This window comes from Bacillus sp. EU63, from assembly GCF_038592915.1.
Lineage (GTDB): Bacteria > Bacillota > Bacilli > Bacillales > Bacillaceae > Bacillus > Bacillus velezensis.
On sequence record NZ_CP151944.1, the window covers coordinates 3,156,154 to 3,175,122 of the forward strand.

Below are 18,969 nucleotides of genomic sequence, written 5' to 3' on the forward strand. Positions count from 1 at the left end.
TCCCTACTCTGTTTTTTTAATTTATAATAAAATTCAGCTTAATTGACTCTCTCCCGAGCTAAATTTTATCCGCCATAAAATAGTTTAAGAAAATAGTAAAGAGTTTTAGTAAAACAAAACATCCAGTCAAAATGATTCTCTTGCCTTTACTGAGATCGGTCAGTTTTCCTGCGGCAGCATAAAGAGCCGCGATTGATATGAGCAGAAATGGGTCCAGCAGCTGCAGACTCAAGCTGGTGCCGCCGGCAGAATATATAAGCGAGGAATCAGCCGTTAAGTAGTTAACAACTGAAAGAATCAACATTTTAAATGCCGAGATTAAAGAAGTCAGTGTATATAGAAGCAAATATATTTTTTTCGGTTTTTTTGTACCGAGAATAAAAGCGGCAACGAATAACAGAAATCCGCCTATCAGAATTTCCACAAAAGTTGTGAAGATCATAAACCCTTGCAGAAACATGACAATCGTACGAACACTTTTCTCCCCGATATCGTAGGTACTTTCTCCGACGGAAGAATAATACGACTGCAGAACTTTATCTGAAATACTGAATTGGAAGAGTAATGAACAGATCAAAATGATGAAAAAAGAACTTAAAAATATTTTTTTATTACTCAATTGACCTATCATATTATCATCCTTTTCTTACAAAATAAATTAACTATTCTATACTTTTACAATTTAGTTTAATCCTATCAAAAAATCAATATCCTTTCGAAAAATATGACTTTAGGACGTGTTGACAATGAGCACATCTTTCAGAGTTTTCAGTTCTATATACCCTTTATTTTTTTTTTTTGAATTTGCAAATAGTATGATTTAGACAATTGATTTGAAGTTTTAGAAAGAACCTGTCGAAAGAGACGAAGGATATAAAAAAGGAGGATATCGTCATGTATCCTCCGGATGTATGATCGCCAGCACCTGATGATCTTCCCATTTTCCATTTATTTTTACATTTTTTCTCGCAATGCCTTCTTTATGAAAGCCAGCTTTTTCGAGCACCCGGATTGACGCCTTATTGTGCGGCATGACTCCGGCTTCTATCCGATGCAGTTTCAGCTCATTGAATGCATAATCGACTGCCAGCTTAACAGCCTTCGTCGCATAGCCTTTCCCGTTATGTTTGCCATCTAAAAAATAACCGATAAAAGCGCTTTGGAGGGAACCCCGAACCACCTGAAAAAGGCTGATCGTGCCAATCAGGGTCTGATCTTGAAGAAAAATGCCGAAGCTGTATTCTGTGTCATTTTCCCCATTCTTCAGTGATTGTTCAATTCGTTTTTTCCGGCCTTCCAGCGTATAAAAATCCTCTTGTCTCGACATGGCAAACCGTTCAAAGAACATGCGGTTTTCCGTCTGCAAAACCAGTTCCTGCTCTGCATCATTCAGGCTGAGCGGCCTGATATCAACGCTGTTTCCTTCCTGCATATGCATCGCCGTCCTTTTGTTTTGATCAGAAACGTTTTTTAATTGCCTCTCACCCATGTGATACGGTACGCTTTATCGCATCAAGAAAATTCCAAGACTTTACAGGTCACCTTTCCTTTCGTGACCTATGTCTGATGTGAGTAACCGAAACGGAATCACAAGATTCTTTTGTTGACTTAAACCGTGCTTTAAGCCGTATCATCATATTGTGACGAGGAAAGAATAGTTTTGGCGGGTTTCCCGATGATCTAAAAATCAATTTTACAGAATCACTGCTGTCTTATTTCATGCCTATTGCGGGATGAATATATTGATTGGATCAAAGCTGAAATGTTGACAAAGAAATGTAAAAACAATCGGAAAAGAGGAGTTAATATGAAACTGACGGGAAATACAATACTGATTACAGGCGGAAATGCCGGAATAGGATTGGCTTTCGCAGAACGGTTTTTAAAAGCGGGAAATAAAGTCATTGTGACCGGACGGCGTGAGCACGCTCTTCAAAAAGCAAAGGAAACATTCCCGGATCTTATTACATATGTCAGTGATTTGAGCATTCCATCTGAACGTATATCACTGTTTGATTGGGTGAAAGAAAATTATCCGGAAGTGAATGTGTTAGTAAACAACGCGGGGATTCAACAACGTTTTCATGTGCTGAAAGCGGATGCGAAGGACAATTGGGACTATTTCAATAAAGAAATCACTACGAACATTGAAGCTCCCTTCCACCTGTCTATGCTGTTCGCTCCGTTTTTTGCCGAAAAAAAAGATGCGGCTGTCATTAACGTCTCTTCGGGATTGGCTTTTACACCGCTTGCTATTGCACCGATCTATTCAGCAACGAAAGCAGCGCTTCATTCATTTACAATGAGTCTGAGACATCAGCTTTCTGATTCATCTGTAGAAGTGATTGAAGTTGCGCCTCCGGCGGTGAATACAGATTTAGGCGGAGCAGGGCTGCATACTCAAGGAGAACCGCTGGATGAATTCGCTGATGGGATTTTTAAAGGACTGAAAGAGGGCAAACTAGAAATCGGATATGGTTCTTCAGCGGAACGGCTGCGCATGTCACGGGATAAAGCCGATGAACATACGGCAAATATGTACAATGCAATGAAACATACAATTGAATAACATCTTTAAAAAAGCAAAACCCGCTTCTGTTGAGCGGGTTTTATTTTTATTAAACAGATAAACGCCTTTCTTAACAATGGTGCAAGCGCCATCGAAAAGAAAGACGTCATATTTTTTCATCCTAAGAATGGCGGGTTGACCCTTAGCACTCTTCCGGCGTACCGGCGTTTTTGGCCGTGCGGAAAGAAGATCCGCAGCCGCAGGAAGCGATGGCATTCGGATTGTCAATGGTGAAACCGCCGCCCATCATGGACTGTTTGAAGTCAATGATCGTGCCGGTCATGATATCGAGGCTTTCGCTGTCGACCAAGACGGTGATTCCGTGCTGTTCAAACATGCTGTCTTTTTCGCCTTTTTCATGCTCAAATCCCATCCCGTAAGACAGGCCGCTGCAGCCGCCGCCTTTTACGCCCACACGAAGGAACGCGTTTTCTTCTTCATGCTCTTTCATCATATCTTTTATATGCAAAGCCGCTGCTTCAGTGATGGTTACTGGAACACTCATAGGTAGACCTCCTTTTTTAAAAACAATGCTGATATCTATTATAAACCTTGAGGAGAGTATTTCTCAAACGAGCTGTTTACAAATAAAAGACGCCGCTGCATACGGTTTCGGCGGGTCCCGTCATCAGCACGTGCCCGTTGTCCTGCCAATTAATCACAAGGTCGCCTCCCGCTAAATGAACGGTGATATCCCGGTTTCGTTCGGAAACACCGTTCAATACGGATGCGACAGCCGCCGCACAGGCGCCTGTTCCGCAAGCCTGCGTAATTCCGGAGCCGCGTTCCCATACGCGGAAATGAAGTTCATCGGCGCTGACGGTTTCCACAAATTCGACATTGACGCCTTCCGGAAATCTCGGGTCTTTTTCAATGACGGGGCCGAGCGTTGTAAGAGGCGCTTGATTGATATCCGCAACCGGAAAAACAATATGGGGGTTTCCCATTGATACGGCTGTTCCGGAAAGCTCCGTTTCTCCAAAAACAAAGGTTTCATCGATCGTCCGCTCATCTTCATTGCCGAGCATCGGCAGCTCTTTTTTGGCGAGGCGCGGTTCGCCCATATCGACGGCGACTTCACGCACAATCCCGTTGTCTTCCGTAATGTCTGCTTTCACAAGGCCTGAAAGCGTCTCAATGAAAAAGGACGTTTCTTCTGTCAGCTTATGTTCGTATGCGTACTTTGCCACACAGCGAAGGCCGTTGCCGCAATTTTTCCCTTCTGAGCCGTCATTATTAAAAATCCGCATTTTGACGGGCGCTTTTTTTGACGGACAGATGAGGATCATTCCGTCAGAGCCGATGCCCGTGTGAATGCTGGACACTTTAACGGCAATCTCAGCCAGCCGTTCTTCCGGCAGCTGTTCTTCAAATTGATTTACATATATATAACTGTTTCCAAGACCGTGCATCTTGGTAAAACGGAATGAATTCATATCGGCCTCCAACTTTTTTTCTTTTACTTAGTATAAAAGCTCTTCTGCTCGGACACAATACAAATATCCCCCGTTTTTCATACATAAAAGCTCCCTGCATATGCAGGGAGCTTTTATCGTTTACTAAATAAACATGCCGGCAATCGCCGCGCTGAGAAGGTTTGCGAGTGTTCCCGCAATAACCGCTCTTAATCCGAGGCGCGCAATGTCCGAACGGCGGCTTGGGGCCAATCCGCCCAGTGTGCCGAGCATAATCGCAATCGAAGAGAAATTGGCAAATCCGCACAGCGCAAAGCTGATAATCGTAGACGTTTTTTTAGAAAAGTCCGCAATATGCGGACCGAAGTTTGAATAAGCGACAAACTCATTCAGCACAAGTTTCTGTCCGATATAGCTTCCCGCTCCGAGCGCTTCATGCCAAGGAACGCCGATTACAAATGCGATCGGTGAAAACACGTAACCGAGAATGGATTCCAATGTAATATGTTTGAAACCGAACCAGCCGCCGATTCCGCCGAGAATTCCGTTCACTACGGCGATGAGCGCGACAAACGCAAGCAGCATGGCGCCGACATTTAGAGCAATCTGAAGGCCCGTGGACGCGCCTTTTGCCGCTGCATCAATCACATTAGCGGCGCCTTCGCCTTCTTCGTCCATATTAAAATCGCCTTTTATCGTCTGCGTTTTTTCCGTTTCAGGTATTAAAATTTTTCCGAACACGAGACCGGCGGGAGCCGCCATAAAGCTGGCCGCCAGCAAGTATTCAATCGGAATGCCTAACAGGGCGTAACCGAAAAGCGTCGAACCCGCTACAGCCGAAAGGCCGCTCGTCATAATCGTAAACAGCTCGGAACGGGTCAATCCCGCAATCAGCGGTTTAATGGCAAGCGGTGATTCAGACTGTCCGACAAAAATATTCGCAGCCGCCGCAAGCGATTCCGTTCTGCTTGTCCCAAGAAGTTTTGACAGTCCGCCTCCGATGACGCGAAAGATGAGCTGCATGATTTTCAAGTGATACAAAACGGCAATCAGCGCTGAGAAAAAGATAATGACCGGCAGAACGCTCAGCGCGAAAGCCGGGCTGCTGCCCACTTTTAACAGCGGGCCAAAAATAAAGCTGATGCCTTCGTTCGCATAATCAATGAGAAGCTGCACACGGCTTGAGAACCATAAAAATACGGCCCGGCCGGCGTCCCACTTTAATACGATGAATCCGAAGGCCATTTGTAAACATAAACCGACAATGACGGTTCGCAGGTTAATTTTGCTTTTCTTCTCTGATAACAAAAAAGCAATGGCTAATATAGCAACTGCCCCGAGCAGCCCCCAAACGATATTCAATGAATCCACCTCTAAAATTTTATTTAAAAAAAGTCTTTATTAAGATAACAATATTTATTTTTGCTGTCTACAAATTTTTTATTTTGCCAAAACCCGGGACGCAATAAAAAAGAGACCCCGTTCGGAGCCTCTGATTAAAACATCGGATTTTCTTCTATGAATGTATATATGTTGTCAACCAATTCAGCAGGCGTGCCCCCCGTGACCACTTCGCCGTTAACCAGGGCGAACAGGGACTCCATGCATTTTCCGCAGTAGCTTAAACAGCCGTACTCAAGCACGTCCAAGTTCGGATCCTTCTCTAAGATCTCAAGTGCTTCCTGGGAACCGCGCGCTAAATTGCTGACACAGAATTCAATCATCGGATTCATGCGGTTTCACCTCACATATGTACCTTATCCTAACGGAATTTCCTCTATTCGTCAAAGATCCAGTTTCACGCTCAATGTTATCGTAACATATTAATTCAGGTTAAAGGTTTTACTATTACGTGTTTTCTGGTCAATTTGTAGGTTATTTTAAAACTATTATTGTGGTTTTAGATCAAATTCGATATAATTCTAGATGTTATTTTACATAGTTCGTTATTTTGTAACAACATTGACTACCATATTTTTCGGGCAAAAGGGGAATCATTATGAAAAAATTGGTCTTGATCGGCGGGGGTTACGGAAACATGAGGGTGCTGCACCGCTTACTGCCGAACCAGCTTCCGTCAGATATATCCATCACGCTGATTGACAGAAACCCGTATCACTGCTTAAAAACAGAATATTATGCGCTCGCCGCCGGCACGATTTCTGATCATCATATCAGGGTGTCTTTTCCTGAGCATCCGAATCTGGATGTTCAATACGGTGAGGTGGCTTCCGTCGACACGAAAAACAAACAGGTTCTGTTTCATGACCGCGAACCGATTTCTTACGATGACGCGGTGATCGGACTGGGCTGCGAGGATAAGTATCATAACGTGCCCGGCGCGCCGGAACATACTTACAGCATTCAGACCATTGATCAGTCACGCGAAGCCTATCAAAAGCTGAACAACCTCGGCGCCAATGCATCTGTCGCTATCGTCGGAGCGGGATTAAGCGGCGTGGAGCTTGCCAGTGAATTAAGAGAGAGCCGTGACGATCTGAAGATTATGTTATTTGACCGGGGCGACCTGATTTTATCAAGCTTTCCGAAAAGACTCAGCAAGTACGTTCAGAAATGGTTTGAAGAACACGGCGTCACCATTATCAATAATGCGAATATTACAAAAGTGGAAGACGGCATCGTTTATAATCATGATGAAGGAATACCGGCCGATGCCATCGTGTGGACGGCGGGAATTCAGCCGAATAAAGCCGTCAGAGAACTGGACGCTGAAAAAGACCCGCAAGGCCGCATCGTTTTAACACCGCATCACAACCTTCCGGGCGATGAGCATGTTTACGTCGTCGGTGATTGCGCGAGCCTGCCGCATGCGCCGAGCGCCCAGCTGGCTGAAGCACAAGCGGAACAAATTGTGCAGATCCTCCTGAAACGCTGGAACAATGAAGAGCTGCCGGAAACAATGCCGCAATTTAAGCTGAAAGGCGTTCTCGGTTCACTCGGAAAAAAAGCGGGCTTCGGTCTTGTCAACGACCGTCCGCTCATTGGGCGTGTGCCCCGTTTATTAAAATCAGGCCTTTTATGGATGTACAAGCATCATAACGGCTGATAAGAAAAAAGCCGCTGATTGCGATCAGCGGCCATTTTTAAGAGCCCGCCACATAGCCGCGCTTTTCCATTTCTTCATATATATCTTTTAAATGCGGATTCCCTTCCCCCACAATGACATCCTCCACCAGCACGAGCGGATAGAAAAATTCATCGTTTCTGATGCGCTCCGCAAGCTCTTCTGTCTCCTTTTGCTGAGGCGGTGCGTCAATATCAATATACCGCATGTTAAAAGGCTGCTCCGGGTATTTCCGTTTCAGCGCCGCCTCCAGCCACTCAAACGTATCTTTGGCGCTCGGCATATTCACGCAGCTTGCGCAAAGCGTTTCAGCGCCGTAAACACTGAGCGTAACCGGCTTTGTCATGTATATCATCCCCTTTACACCAGTATACAAAGGACGGGACAGCTTTTGTATAAAAAACGGTTTTTATGTTCAAGTTTAAATATGCTATAATGGGGAAAGCAGCTTTGCAAACCAAACATTAGATTTTTACCGTTACTGTGAATATAATGGTTTTATGTATATGAAAGGAGCGAATCTCATGACTGAGGTTGAAATGAAAGAGCAAGTACAGGAAGTATTGGATAAATTACGTCCGTTTCTGCTTCGTGACGGCGGTGACTGTGAGCTTGTTGATGTAGACGAAGGCATTGTAAAGCTTCGCCTCCTTGGCGCATGCGGCAGCTGCCCAAGTTCAACGATTACGCTGAAAGCCGGAATCGAACGCGCCCTTCTTGAAGAAGTACCGGGTGTCGTTGAAGTAGAACAAGTATTTTAATCATAAAACCAGGCTGCATGACAGCCTGGTTTTTTATTTTTTACAAATAGTCATCAAACCATGAACAAATATAACGGATGCGTTTCATCCGCTGTTCCGGATGGCCGCTTCTCGACAGCTCATGCGTGGCTTTCGGAAATCGGATGAACGACGTCGTTTTGTTCAGTTTCTTCAACGCGGTAAAGAGCTGCTCGGCCTGCTCTATCGGACAGCGGTCATCTCGCTCACCGTGCAGAATCAAAAGCGGCGACGAAACGCGGGACGCATATTTTACAGGAGAACGATCCCAAAGCTTATCCGCTTCCTCAAACAAATCATGTCCGAGCTGCCAGTCGGTAAAAAAGAAACCGATATCGCTGACACCGTGGAAGCTGAACCAATTTGAAATGGAGCGCTGCGTGACGGCTGCTTTAAAACGGTCTGTCTGCCCGACAATCCAATTCGTCATAAACCCTCCGTAGCTTCCGCCCGTCACACCGAGACGGCCGCTGTCAATAAACGGATACGCCTGAACGGCTTCATCCACCGCCTGCATGACATCACGGTAATCTCCGCCTCCGTAATCACCCCTGACACGATTGACAAAATCCTGCCCGTAGCCGTGGCTTCCTCTCGGGTTGACATACACGACAGCATATCCTTGTGCGGCCAGCACTTGGAATTCGTGAAAATACGTATGGCCGTACATCATGTGAGGCCCGCCGTGTATGTATAGAATGAGCGGATAAGTTTGATCCTCTTCAAAAACGGCGGGCTTTAAAAACCAGCCGTTTACCGTCAGCCCGTCCTTTGTTTCATATTGCAGCTTTTCCGGCACGGATATGATGCGCTCCTCAATAAACCGATCATTGTTGAATGTCAATTGCTTCTCTTCCCCATCTTCGAGCGAAATGCTGTAAAGCTCGGAAGGCTGTGCGGGTTTGGCAATGACAGCGATACAGCTTTTCTGATCAGGATGAAAAGCAAAACCGTTCACATACTCTTCTTCTAATCGGATCGGATATACGAGGCCGTCAATCGAGATATAATAAATACCGGTGCTTCCCTGCTCGCTCCCGAGAACGTAAAATCCCTGCCCGTCGTTTGTCCATACCGGTCGGGGCGTCACTCCTCCTATGATTGAATCCGCAATCAGCGCATCGCTCAAATGAACATCCAGCATGTCGGTCAGGCAGGTGAGCCGCTCAGTTTTCACGTCGTACAGCCACGCTTTTTCTAAAGTCGCATTGCGAAATTCATTTTCATGGCCCAGCATCGCGATATAAGAACCGTCCGGTGAAAACACGCAGGAACCGAAAGAACCGCGGTGCGGCGTAATCTGCTTCAGGCTTCCATCCGCCAGATTCATCAGATAGACATCGCTCGGCTTTCCGGCGTCACCCGGCTCGCATAAATTGGCGGTAAACGCAAGCTGCCTGCCATCCGGTGAAAAGGCCGCGTCATAATGATCCGCTTCATGATCCGTCAGCTGCTGAATCTCCCCCGTTTCAAGATGAATCAGCACAAGCTGGGCCCAGCTTCCGTTCAGCAGGCCTTTCCCGTCACGTTTATATGTTAATGACTGAATGTCAACCGGCTCATACTCGTCATGCTTCTTTTTTTCTTTCTCATCGGCGCGCTCCGCTGATGTCAGACTGACGGACACAAGCACGGATCTGCCGTCGGGCGCCCATATCGGATCTGATACGCCCCAAGGAATATCGGCCGCCTGTTCCGCCTCTCCGCCGGCAGCGTCGATGATGTACAGCTGAGGGACGCCGTTCTCCCTGTCAGAAACAAAGGCGAGGCGCCGTCCGTCAGGCGACCACCGCGGACTTGTATTTCTATTGTCCCCGAAAGTCCACGGGTTTGAGATGCCTGATTCTGTGTCATATACCATAATGGCTGAGGAATAGGAATCACGCTTATGATTGACTGTTGTCCGGACGTAAGCGGCTCTTCTGCCGTCAGGGGCATATTGCGGGTCTGTCACGGATACGAGAGTCGCAATGTCCTCCTCGGTTATGAGTTTTTTCAAATCGTTTCTCCTCCTTTTCTTTTTTATTTCGCTTCCCTAAATAAAAATCCTTCTCCAGAAAAAGAAAGCGTCCTTCTCTGATGGGAAGAACGCTTTTTTATCATTATACACTTTTCACCTGCTCTAAAGGATTCCGTTCAATTACGCTTCCTTCTGACGGGACGGTAAGCGCCGCAATCTCACAGTGCGGGAAATGCTCAGAAAGCTGTTTTCTCAGCTCTTCTCCCTTTCCTTTTTCAATCAGAACAAGAATCGTCGGTCCCGCTCCGCTCAGCGCCGTTCCGTAAGCGCCTTTCATTTCGGCCGCATGTTCCACCTTTGAAAGCTCAGGAACAAGCATGGCGCGGTACGGCTGATGGAGCATGTCTTTTCTCATCATTTTCCCGGCGAGCGCCCAGTCATTTGACATGATCGCAGCAACGAGAAGGTTGCTGACGGCGCTTGCTTTAACGGCGTGCCGGTACGGCAGCTCTTTCGGGAGCACGTCTCTTGCGTCCCTGGTCAGAACTTCGTAAAACGGAATCACTGCCACAACGTCGATATCCGCTTCGGCAACACGCACGATATGTGTTTCATCTTCTTCGTGAAGGCCGATCACAAGCCCTCCTGCAAGGGAAGCAGCGGCATTATCAGGGTGTCCCTCTTCAAGACTGGCTAAGTGCAGCTTGTCGCTTTCCGACAGCTGCAGGCCGCATAACTCATCCGCAAGCTCAATGGCGGCGACGATAGCGGCCGCGCTGCTTCCGAGCCCCCGCGCAAGGGGGATGTCACTCCATACTTTGACATGGGCGGGCGGCAGCTCTTTCTGATAGCGGTCAGCCGTCCGTTTGGCGACTTGGTAGATGAGGTTGTCCGTTCCTTGAGGGATGCCCGCGACAGTTTCGGTTTCCGCCGAGAACTGCCATTCATCGTTTCGGAAAACCGAAAGCTTCAAATATCTGCTGAGCGCCATCCCGATGGAATCAAACCCAGGCCCTAAGTTGGCGGTGCTTCCCGGAACCGTAATGGAAAACAGCATCTCCGCCTCATTCATACACGCGCCGCTCCATTTAAGTATTCCAGAATACTGTCCTCATCTGTCGGCAGCGTGATCGGTTTTATGTCAGATACGTCCACAGCCGTGTTCGGATCTTTCAGGCCGTTTCCGGTCAAGACTGCGACAACCTTGCTGCCTTTTGGAATTTCACCGGATTTCACCTGTTTCAAAACGCCGGCGATGGATGCACAGGAGCCCGGTTCGGCAAACACGCCTTCTTCACGGGCAATCAGCTGATAAGCGTGAAGAATTTCTTCATCTGTGACTTCATCAATTTTTCCGGCTGATTCTTCCGCAGCGAGCACGGCTTTGTCCCAGCTGGCAGGGTTCCCGATCCGGATTGCCGTCGCAACGGTTTCGGGATTTTTAATGACTTCGCCGCGGACGATAGCCGCAGAACCTTCCGCCTCAAAACCGCGCATCTTCGGAAGTCCGGTGCCGTTTTTCTCATGATATTCTTTGAACCCTTTCCAGTAGGCCGTGATATTCCCGGCGTTTCCTACCGGGATCGCCAGAATGTCCGGCGCTCCGCCGAGCTGTTCACATACTTCAAAGGCCGCTGTTTTTTGCCCTTCAATCCGGTAAGGGTTTACTGAATTCACTAATGCAATCGGTGATTTTTCACAAATCGACCGGACGATGGCCAGCGCGTCGTCAAAGTTTCCGTCAATCGCGATGATTTCCGCACCGTACATGACGGCCTGCGCAAGCTTTCCGAAGGCGATTTTCCCGTCCGGGATGATGACGATGCATTTCATGCCGGCTCTCGCCGCGTATGCCGCAGCCGCCGCGGATGTGTTGCCTGTTGAGGCGCACATGATGGTATCATTGCCTTCTTCTTTCGCTTTGGCGACCGCCATGACCATGCCGCGGTCTTTAAAGGATCCCGTCGGATTAACGCCCTCTGTTTTTACATGCAGTTCAATTCCGAGCTTTTCGGAAAGCTTCGGGAGGTGAATCAGCGGCGTGTTGCCTTCATGCAATGTCAGGGCCGGCGTCCGATCCGTCACCGGCAGAAATTCTTTATATTGATGGATGAGTCCTTTCCACATTAGCTCCAACCGTTCCCTTCTACGCGATATGTGCTTTTTACTTCTTGTACGACTTCGAGGTCATTTAAGTTTTGCAGAATGTCACTGAAATCTTCTTCCGATGTATGATGCGTGACGATCACGATTTCCGCGAGATCGTCATGGCCTTTGATCGGCAGCTGCAGAATTTTTTCAAAGCTGACGCCGCGCTCTGAGAAGGCTGATGTGATTTTTGAAAAAGAGCCGACCTGGTCTTTGACATGAATTCTTAAAAACTGCTGGGCGTAGATATCAGACGGCTGCTTCAGATTTCTTTCAAACTGCGGGGCGACAAAGCTGTTTCCGTTTACGCCGAGACGCATGTTTTTCATGACCGCGACCAGATCGGAAACGACTGATGTCGCAGTCGGCATGCTTCCGGCTCCGGGGCCGTAAAACATCGTTTCGCCTACGGCTTCTCCGTACACGTAAACGGCATTGAACTCGTTATGCACCGCAGAGAGCGGATGATGATCCGGCAGCAGTGTCGGCTGAACGCTGACTTCGATTTTATTGTCATCACGCTGGGCGATGCCGATCAGCTTCATCGTATAGCCGAGCCGTTTGCTGAAGCTGATGTCTTCATCCGTGATCCGGGAAATTCCTTTTACTTTGACATCGTCCAGATCAACGTCCATAGAGAAGCCGAGACGGGCTAAAATCGCCATCTTGCGCGCGGCATCGAGCCCTTCTACATCGGCGGTCGGGTCCGCTTCCGCGAATCCGAGATCCTGCGCTTCTTTCAGCACTTCCTCATACGGGCTTTTTTCTTTAATCATTTTCGTTAAGATGAAGTTCGTCGTTCCGTTGACGATTCCCATCATTTTTGTGATCCGGTCAGAGGAAAGGCCTTCTTCGAGCGTGCGTAAAATCGGGATTCCGCCGGCGACACTCGCTTCATAATACAAGTCACAGCCATTTTCCTTTGCGGCGGCTAAAAGCTCTGAGCCATATACGGCGATCAGATCTTTATTTGCGGTCACAACATGTTTTTTCGCTTTCAAGGCATCAAGAAGATATTGCTTCGTCTGTTCGACACCGCCGATGACTTCAATAATCACGTCGACCTCAGGGTCATCGATTACATCATAGACTTCTGTCGTCAGCACTTCTTTCGGCAGGTCTGCGTCTCGTTTTTTATCAATATCTTTAACTAGCACTTTTTTGATCGTCACCGGACAGCCGACCTGGTGCATAAGCTTATCCTGATGATCTTGTATAATTTTGACGACACCGCTTCCCACGGTTCCCAGTCCTAACAGTCCAATACGAATCGCTTCCAAAGAGAAACTCCACCTTTCTTCCTTTTGTCCACTAGAAAAGGACAATTGTTAACCCTTCACAGACATTTAAGTTACAAATATTATATAAGCCCGCATTTGTTTTGACAAGCGGCTGAATATTGTTTCTGCGGCTATGAAAACGCTTAACACGCTGATATGACAAGATTCCCTATTTTCTAAATATTTTTACGTCATATTTTCTTACGAACTGATTCCTTTTCCGAGCCACGCCACAGGCGGGACAAAAACCTGCGCCGACCTGACATTCATCATGTCGTGACATGTCTGTAAAAACTGTTCATAGCGGGTGCAGTCGGCAAGAATGTAGTCAAGCTGCTCTTCGTAAAACTGTTTTTCAGAATCATGAGAAATGTAATAGCTCTCCACCGTCTCGAAGAAATGGAGCGGAAACAGCAGGCGGCTGTAAAACAGGCGCTTGGAAAAGGAGGATAACGGCGTAACTTGCTCATATTCCTGCAGAAACAAAAACCCATTTTTGAGCAGGTCGTCACGATGATACAAATATGTGCTGCGCATATATTCCGCAATATCACGGGCGGCATGGTCGAATACCCAATCGCCCGGAATGCGGATCAATGATTCCTCCGACCAGGTATCCCGTTCCATCCGCTGATGGCAGATTGTCCCCGAGTCCTCTGCGCCGGGATTGTCATCCAGCTCCGTATCCACTAAATATTGAATGGCGTTTTCCGCTAAGCCTGAATAATAAGGAAATGCTTCGATCATTTTCTTTTCGAACGGTTCAAGCGGAGACATATGAATTTTCTGCATCCAGAATGATTCCAGCTGATCCACCCGTTTTCCCCATAAGTCCTTCCATTGGCCGATCCTGCCCGCTTCTTTCACTTCGTACGGAAAACCCCGCCCTTTTCTGTGAAATTCGGCAAGCTCCCCTCCGACAGAAAACGACCGGTTTGAGACGGGAATCGGCGCTTTTAAGAGCGCATACGTTTTGCCTTCGTCCTCAAAGGTCAGTTCTCCTTCCTTCGTAAAGATAAACACTGAAACGTATGGGTCACTTTGTTCTTGTAAATACTGACTCATGTAGTAAAGCTCCGTCAGCTCTGATTGCGAAAATCCGGAGACGGGAATAATAAGAAAGAAGGAATTTGGCGTCTGGAAGCATTGGTATTTCTGATAAACGGAGAGCTGTCTGACGTGGATGCCGTATTTTTCTTTAATGATGCTTTTCATCATAATCACCTGCCTGAAAAATTAGAGCTATTCACATCGTAGTCATACGCCGGCGGAATTATGAATACATATTGTAATCCTTTGAATCAAGTGGAGAAACATCGTACACATCGGAAGGATGTTGTATAAACTAGTAAAAAAAGATTGGGTGAAGCAAATGTCAGAAAAGGAACAACTGAATCAGGTGGAAGCTGTCGCCAGGGCGCGTTTAAAAGAACGGGGGGTTGAGACGGACGATATTGCCGAGCTGGTGTATTTCCTTCAAAAAAAATATCATCCTGATTTGACGATGGAGGTATGCAGGCTCAATGTGGACCGTGTCATCGCAAAACGCGAGGTGCAAAACGCCATTTTAACGGGAATAGAATTAGATGTGCTCGCCGAACAAAAAAAGCTGTCTGAACCGCTTCAGACTATTCTGGCGATTGATGAAAGCCTGTATGGGGTTGACGAGGTGCTCGCCTTCTCTATCGTGAATATATACGGCTCAATCGGCTTTACGAATTACGGCTACATTGACAAAGAAAAACCCGGTATTCTCGGGCGGTTAAATGATAAATCTACGGGCGAATGCCATACGTTTCTTGATGATATCGTCGGCGCAATCGCAGCAGCGGCTTCAAGCCGGCTTGCTCACAGCGCCAGAAATACAGAATAAGGACGGCCGTCATGGCCGTCCCTTTTTTATAGATGTTCAATCCATTCGGTTAAAGAGTCAATCGCATATGTCGGCTTCTGGTCGTAATCTGCCATATGCTCACGCTTTGTCACTCCGGTATGAACCAGCAGCGTATCCATGCCCGCATTGATGCCGGCTATAATATCCGTGGCATAGTTATCGCCGACCATGAGTGTTTCGGAAATATCCGTTCCGAGCACACGCATCGCCTGTTCCATAATAATGGATTCAGGCTTGCCGATAAAGACAGGCTCAACGCCCGTTGACACCGTCAAAACGGATGTGAGCGAACCGTTCCCTGGTAAAAGCCCTCTTTCAGTCGGAATGGCGACGTCGCCGTTTGTTGAAATGAACCGGGCGCCGTTTCTGATCGCAAGGCATCCCGTTGCCAACTTTTCATATGTAATGCCGCGGTCGATTCCCACAACGACAAAGTCCGCGTTTTCTTCTCCGAAGCTCAGCCCGTTTTCTTCAATGGCCTGACGGATGCCTTCTTCGCCGATCACATACACCGACGCGTCTTTTTTCTGCTGGGCGATATGCTGCGCAGTCGCCATGCTCGTCGTGAAGACCTGCTCTTCAGATGCCGGAATGTCAAAGCTCATCAGCTTGTCCGCCACCTGCTTCGGCGTCCGGGAAGAATTGTTCGTCACGAATAAATACGGAATGCCGTGCGCTTTAAGCGTTCTCACGAATTCACACGCTTCTTCGATTTTTTCCGTCCCGTTGTACATTGTGCCGTCCAAATCTATCAAATACCCTTTATAATCCTTCATACTCAACACTCCTGTGGATTTTCTCACTCGTTGTTATTTAAATGCGGAAACAGGCCCTAATTCTGTTTCCAGGTAGGTTCTTACACGGGCCGGAAAGGCTTTCAACACATCTCTGTTTGACGTGATCAGCGTTAACAGCTCCTGATGGTCGGCGTGCTGATATTCCTGTACAAGCTGCTTTCTGGAAGAGATCAGTTGCTTCAGCTTATTTCCTTCATCCTCAGCTACCACCTTTTCATCCGTCAGAATATCCATGATGTCGTCATAACTCCCCGGATCGCGCATGATAAAGCCGTCAATCATATCATTTCCGACATCGAGAATGCATTCGATCATAAGATGGCTGATCCGCTCAAGCGCCCTTTTTTCGATTTCGCTCTGCCATGCAGGCGTGCTGTCAAACAGCGCCAGCTGGGTCTCAAAAAAACGGAGTGTTTGTTCGATATTATTTCTGTCAACAAAATACACGTGACAGCATCCCCTTCTGCATCAATTATTTTCTGATTCGTTTTAAAACAAAATACGCGCAGCCGAAATTGCAGTATTCGTAAATGTATTCGTCCAATGTGCTGATTTTCGTTTCAAAGGTTGCTTTTTGATTCTGGTCATCAAAGAAGCCTTTGAGCCGCAGCTGACTGTATCCCCAGTCTCCCACAATGTAATCATATTTATTTAATATGTCCGAATAGCGGGCTTTGAACGCTTCTTCATTAAAGCCGTTTTTAAAATCGTGTACGAGTTCAAACTCGGCATTTTGAATAAGAATCATGTCTTCACCTCTTTTATCACTCTTTACTATCATAATTCATTGACTTCTGTCCATCAATTGCAAAATGAGACGGTTCGGACGGACGGAGAATTTTTCCTCTTTATATCCAGTGTAGCGGTTCAGACGATCCTTATTCAAGAATGACTTTTTCCCTGCAAAAACGGCTCCATCACAAAAAACCCAAAACCTGCGGCGTTTTGGGTTTTTTCGGCTTATCTTATGCTTGGGCCTGGCGTTTTTTAGACGCTTCGTTCACTTGTTCATCCGCATGGTAGGAAGAACGGACAAGCGGGCCTGCTTCACAGTGGCTGAAGCCTTTTTGCATCGCGATTTCTTTCAGTTCGGCAAATTCGTCCGGATGATAATATTTTTGGACTTTTAAATGTTTTTTCGACGGCTGCAGGTATTGGCCGATCGCCATGATGTCGACATTGTTCGCAAGCAGGTCGTCCATCACTTCAATAATTTCTTCCTTCGTTTCGCCGAGACCGATCATAATGCTTGATTTCGTCGGGATGTCAGGCTGCATTTCTTTCGCACGGCGCAAGAATTCCAAAGAACGGTCATATGTTGCGCGGGCGCGGACTCTCGGTGTCAGGCGGCGCACGGTTTCAATGTTGTGGTTCAGAATATCAGGACGGGTATCCATTAATGTTTTCAGGTTGTCGTAATTTCCGCCCATATCGGATGGCAGCACTTCAATTGTCGTGAACGGGCTTTTTCTGCGGATCGCCCGGACCGTTTCCGCAAAGACGCCTGCTCCGCCGTCTTTCTGATCATCACGCGCCACGGCCGTGATGACGGCGTGTTTTAAGTTCATCAGCGCGACGGAATCAGCTACGCGTTCCGGTTCCTGCAGATCCAGCTCAGTCGGCAGACCCGTTTTGACAGCGCAGAAGCGGCATGCTCTCGTACAGACGGAACCGAGAATCATGAACGTCGCCGTACGTCTGACAGCCCAGCATTCATGGATGTTCGGGCATTTTGCTTCTTCACATACGGTATGCAGATTATTTTCACGCATTAATTTTTTCAGACCCGTATAGTTTTCATTCGTGTTCAGCTTTATTTTGAGCCATTCCGGCTTTCTCAGATGCTCGTCTTTCTTTGCCATTTCCCCATCATCTCCATTATCCCTTTATTCATGTTCGTGTGCGAAAAATTTCTATTTCACGATGGATATAAAACTTGCGGATTTCTATTCAATAGTCACTTTAACATAGGAAAAATTTCTCGACAAGGGAAGAGAATTACTTACATTTTCTCGGATTGTTGCCGCAAACTATTTGTATTAATCCTGAAAGGAGATCATGTTGTGAAAGTTCTGTTATCTGCTCTTCTCCTTTTATCATTTTTCTGTCCGGCTGCAAGCGGGAAAGAACAATCGGCTCCTGTTTACGGCGAACGGATGCAGTTGTACCGCAAAGCCGAAGCAGTCACGCAGATTCCTTGGTATGTACTTGCGGCGGTTGATCAATATGAAGAAAATGTCCGCTCGAACCGAAAGGATCTGCCGGAAAAAGCGGGAATCATCAGCATTTATATTCCGGATCATTTGTGGAGCGGGCCTGAAAATCCAAATCCTAAGGACGAGGCGCCCCTCAGCATTAAAGTATTTGACGGGATCGGCCTGGACGGCGACGGCGACGGAAAAGCCGAGGTAAGCAATGATGAGGATATCCTTTATACATTTGCTCAGTATTTAGCGGGATTCGGAACGGATCTTGACCATATCCGCATCGGCCTCTGGAATTATTACCGCCGCGATCAGACGGTCGGCATTATCACCGAATTCATGACACTGTTTAAAACGTTCGGCCGCCTTGATCTCGGAGAGCACGCTTTTCCGCTTCCCGTGAAGACGGATTACAGCTACCGCAGCACATGGGGCGCCGCACGGGGTTTCGGCGGGCGCCGGATTCACGAAGGAACGGATCTGTTCGCTTATTACGGGCTCCCCGTCAGATCGACCTGCTACGGTATTGTTGAAATGAAGGGCTGGAACCGTTTCGGCGGCTGGAGAATCGGCATCAGGGATATCAATAACACGTATCACTACTTCGCTCACCTGAACGGCTTTGCAAAAGGTGTGCATAAAGGCAAGATCGTCAAACCCGGAGAGGTGATCGGCTCTGTCGGCAGTTCCGGATACGGACCGCCGGGCACCGCGGGAAAATTTCCGCCGCATCTTCACTACGGGATGTATAAAGATAACGGCAGATCGGAATGGTCTTTTGACCCGTATCCTCATTTAAGGGCATGGGAACGAAAAGAAATCCGCAGGAAAAAGTAAA

The 18,969-nt window shown here is 47.3% G+C and carries 21 protein-coding genes; 5 read left to right on the forward strand and 16 right to left on the reverse strand.

The window, feature by feature from the left end; all coding sequences use genetic code 11:
• Positions 1 to 58 precede the first annotated feature (58 nt).
• Positions 59 to 631 (reverse strand): hypothetical protein, encoded by a 573-nt coding sequence (locus NYE38_RS15780; protein ID WP_007613520.1) that lies wholly within the window; start codon positions 629 to 631, stop codon positions 59 to 61.
• A 261-nt stretch (positions 632 to 892) separates the two neighbouring features.
• Positions 893 to 1,432 carry a GNAT family protein gene (locus NYE38_RS15785; protein ID WP_025650202.1) on the reverse strand — a complete coding sequence of 180 codons (540 nt, stop codon included), beginning with the start codon at positions 1,430 to 1,432 and terminating at the stop codon, positions 893 to 895.
• Positions 1,433 to 1,807: 375 nt separating this feature from the next.
• On the opposite strand from NYE38_RS15785, the gene NYE38_RS15790 reads away from it, so the two are divergent.
• Positions 1,808 to 2,569 carry an SDR family NAD(P)-dependent oxidoreductase gene (locus tag NYE38_RS15790; RefSeq protein ID WP_017419451.1) on the forward strand — a complete coding sequence of 254 codons (762 nt, stop codon included), beginning with the start codon at positions 1,808 to 1,810 and terminating at the stop codon, positions 2,567 to 2,569.
• A 142-nt stretch (positions 2,570 to 2,711) separates the two neighbouring features.
• Here the strand turns inward: NYE38_RS15790 and NYE38_RS15795 are convergent, their stop codons facing one another.
• From NYE38_RS15795 to NYE38_RS15810, 4 genes are all read right to left on the reverse strand, one after another.
• On the reverse strand, positions 2,712 to 3,074 hold the full coding sequence (locus NYE38_RS15795) for an iron-sulfur cluster assembly accessory protein (RefSeq protein ID WP_003151967.1): 363 nt from the start codon (positions 3,072 to 3,074) through the stop codon (positions 2,712 to 2,714).
• Between the two features lie 76 nt (positions 3,075 to 3,150).
• On the reverse strand, positions 3,151 to 4,005 hold the full coding sequence (gene dapF / locus NYE38_RS15800; protein ID WP_017419452.1) for a diaminopimelate epimerase: 855 nt from the start codon (positions 4,003 to 4,005) through the stop codon (positions 3,151 to 3,153).
• Positions 4,006 to 4,128: 123 nt separating this feature from the next.
• On the reverse strand, positions 4,129 to 5,346 hold the full coding sequence (locus NYE38_RS15805; protein ID WP_012118346.1) for a NupC/NupG family nucleoside CNT transporter: 1,218 nt from the start codon (positions 5,344 to 5,346) through the stop codon (positions 4,129 to 4,131).
• Between the two features lie 134 nt (positions 5,347 to 5,480).
• Positions 5,481 to 5,717, reverse strand: coding sequence for a YuzB family protein (locus NYE38_RS15810; RefSeq protein WP_007408721.1), 237 nt, complete (start codon positions 5,715 to 5,717; stop codon positions 5,481 to 5,483).
• Positions 5,718 to 5,983: 266 nt separating this feature from the next.
• Between NYE38_RS15810 and NYE38_RS15815 the strand changes: the two genes are divergently transcribed.
• Entirely contained in the window at positions 5,984 to 7,051 is a 1,068-nt protein-coding gene (locus tag NYE38_RS15815; RefSeq protein ID WP_007613539.1) for an NAD(P)/FAD-dependent oxidoreductase, read from the forward strand.
• A gap of 37 nt (positions 7,052 to 7,088) precedes the next feature.
• Here NYE38_RS15815 and NYE38_RS15820 read toward each other — a convergent pair whose 3' ends face one another.
• Positions 7,089 to 7,415: a YuzD family protein gene (locus NYE38_RS15820; protein ID WP_017419453.1), complete on the reverse strand. Its 327-nt coding sequence runs from the start codon at positions 7,413 to 7,415 to the stop codon at positions 7,089 to 7,091.
• 79 nt (positions 7,416 to 7,494) lie between these two features.
• Between NYE38_RS15820 and NYE38_RS15825 the strand changes: the two genes are divergently transcribed.
• Positions 7,495 to 7,830 carry a NifU family protein gene (locus NYE38_RS15825; protein ID WP_169510385.1) on the forward strand — a complete coding sequence of 112 codons (336 nt, stop codon included), beginning with the start codon at positions 7,495 to 7,497 and terminating at the stop codon, positions 7,828 to 7,830.
• A gap of 40 nt (positions 7,831 to 7,870) precedes the next feature.
• Here the strand turns inward: NYE38_RS15825 and NYE38_RS15830 are convergent, their stop codons facing one another.
• The 5 genes from NYE38_RS15830 to yutH form a co-directional block, all read right to left on the reverse strand.
• A complete protein-coding gene (locus NYE38_RS15830; RefSeq protein ID WP_025650197.1) occupies positions 7,871 to 9,847 on the reverse strand; it encodes a S9 family peptidase in 1,977 nt (658 codons plus the stop codon).
• Between the two features lie 103 nt (positions 9,848 to 9,950).
• On the reverse strand, positions 9,951 to 10,880 hold the full coding sequence (thrB, locus tag NYE38_RS15835) for a homoserine kinase (protein ID WP_017419454.1): 930 nt from the start codon (positions 10,878 to 10,880) through the stop codon (positions 9,951 to 9,953).
• Positions 10,877 to 11,935 carry a threonine synthase gene (gene thrC / locus NYE38_RS15840; RefSeq protein WP_014721762.1) on the reverse strand — a complete coding sequence of 353 codons (1,059 nt, stop codon included), beginning with the start codon at positions 11,933 to 11,935 and terminating at the stop codon, positions 10,877 to 10,879. Before thrC ends, thrB begins: the two co-directional genes overlap by 4 nt.
• Entirely contained in the window at positions 11,935 to 13,236 is a 1,302-nt protein-coding gene (locus NYE38_RS15845; RefSeq protein ID WP_007613551.1) for a homoserine dehydrogenase, read from the reverse strand. Before NYE38_RS15845 ends, thrC begins: the two co-directional genes overlap by 1 nt.
• 201 nt (positions 13,237 to 13,437) lie before the next feature.
• On the reverse strand, positions 13,438 to 14,454 hold the full coding sequence (yutH, locus tag NYE38_RS15850; protein WP_087634931.1) for a spore coat putative kinase YutH: 1,017 nt from the start codon (positions 14,452 to 14,454) through the stop codon (positions 13,438 to 13,440).
• A gap of 154 nt (positions 14,455 to 14,608) precedes the next feature.
• Here yutH and NYE38_RS15855 point away from each other — a divergent pair, with 154 nt between their 5' ends.
• Positions 14,609 to 15,109: a phosphatidylglycerophosphatase A gene (locus NYE38_RS15855; protein ID WP_003151934.1), complete on the forward strand. Its 501-nt coding sequence runs from the start codon at positions 14,609 to 14,611 to the stop codon at positions 15,107 to 15,109.
• Between the two features lie 26 nt (positions 15,110 to 15,135).
• Here the strand turns inward: NYE38_RS15855 and NYE38_RS15860 are convergent, their stop codons facing one another.
• The 4 genes from NYE38_RS15860 to lipA form a co-directional block, all read right to left on the reverse strand.
• A complete protein-coding gene (locus NYE38_RS15860) occupies positions 15,136 to 15,906 on the reverse strand; it encodes a TIGR01457 family HAD-type hydrolase (RefSeq protein WP_017419456.1) in 771 nt (256 codons plus the stop codon).
• A gap of 33 nt (positions 15,907 to 15,939) precedes the next feature.
• On the reverse strand, positions 15,940 to 16,374 hold the full coding sequence (locus NYE38_RS15865; RefSeq protein WP_017419457.1) for a DUF86 domain-containing protein: 435 nt from the start codon (positions 16,372 to 16,374) through the stop codon (positions 15,940 to 15,942).
• 25 nt (positions 16,375 to 16,399) lie between these two features.
• A complete protein-coding gene (locus tag NYE38_RS15870) occupies positions 16,400 to 16,675 on the reverse strand; it encodes a YutD family protein (protein WP_003151928.1) in 276 nt (91 codons plus the stop codon).
• 217 nt (positions 16,676 to 16,892) lie between these two features.
• On the reverse strand, positions 16,893 to 17,789 hold the full coding sequence (gene lipA, locus NYE38_RS15875; protein WP_003151923.1) for a lipoyl synthase: 897 nt from the start codon (positions 17,787 to 17,789) through the stop codon (positions 16,893 to 16,895).
• Positions 17,790 to 17,990: 201 nt separating this feature from the next.
• On the opposite strand from lipA, the gene lytH reads away from it, so the two are divergent.
• Entirely contained in the window at positions 17,991 to 18,968 is a 978-nt protein-coding gene (gene lytH / locus NYE38_RS15880) for an L-Ala--D-Glu endopeptidase (protein ID WP_339075818.1), read from the forward strand.
• The last annotated feature ends 1 nt before the right edge of the window (position 18,969 follow it).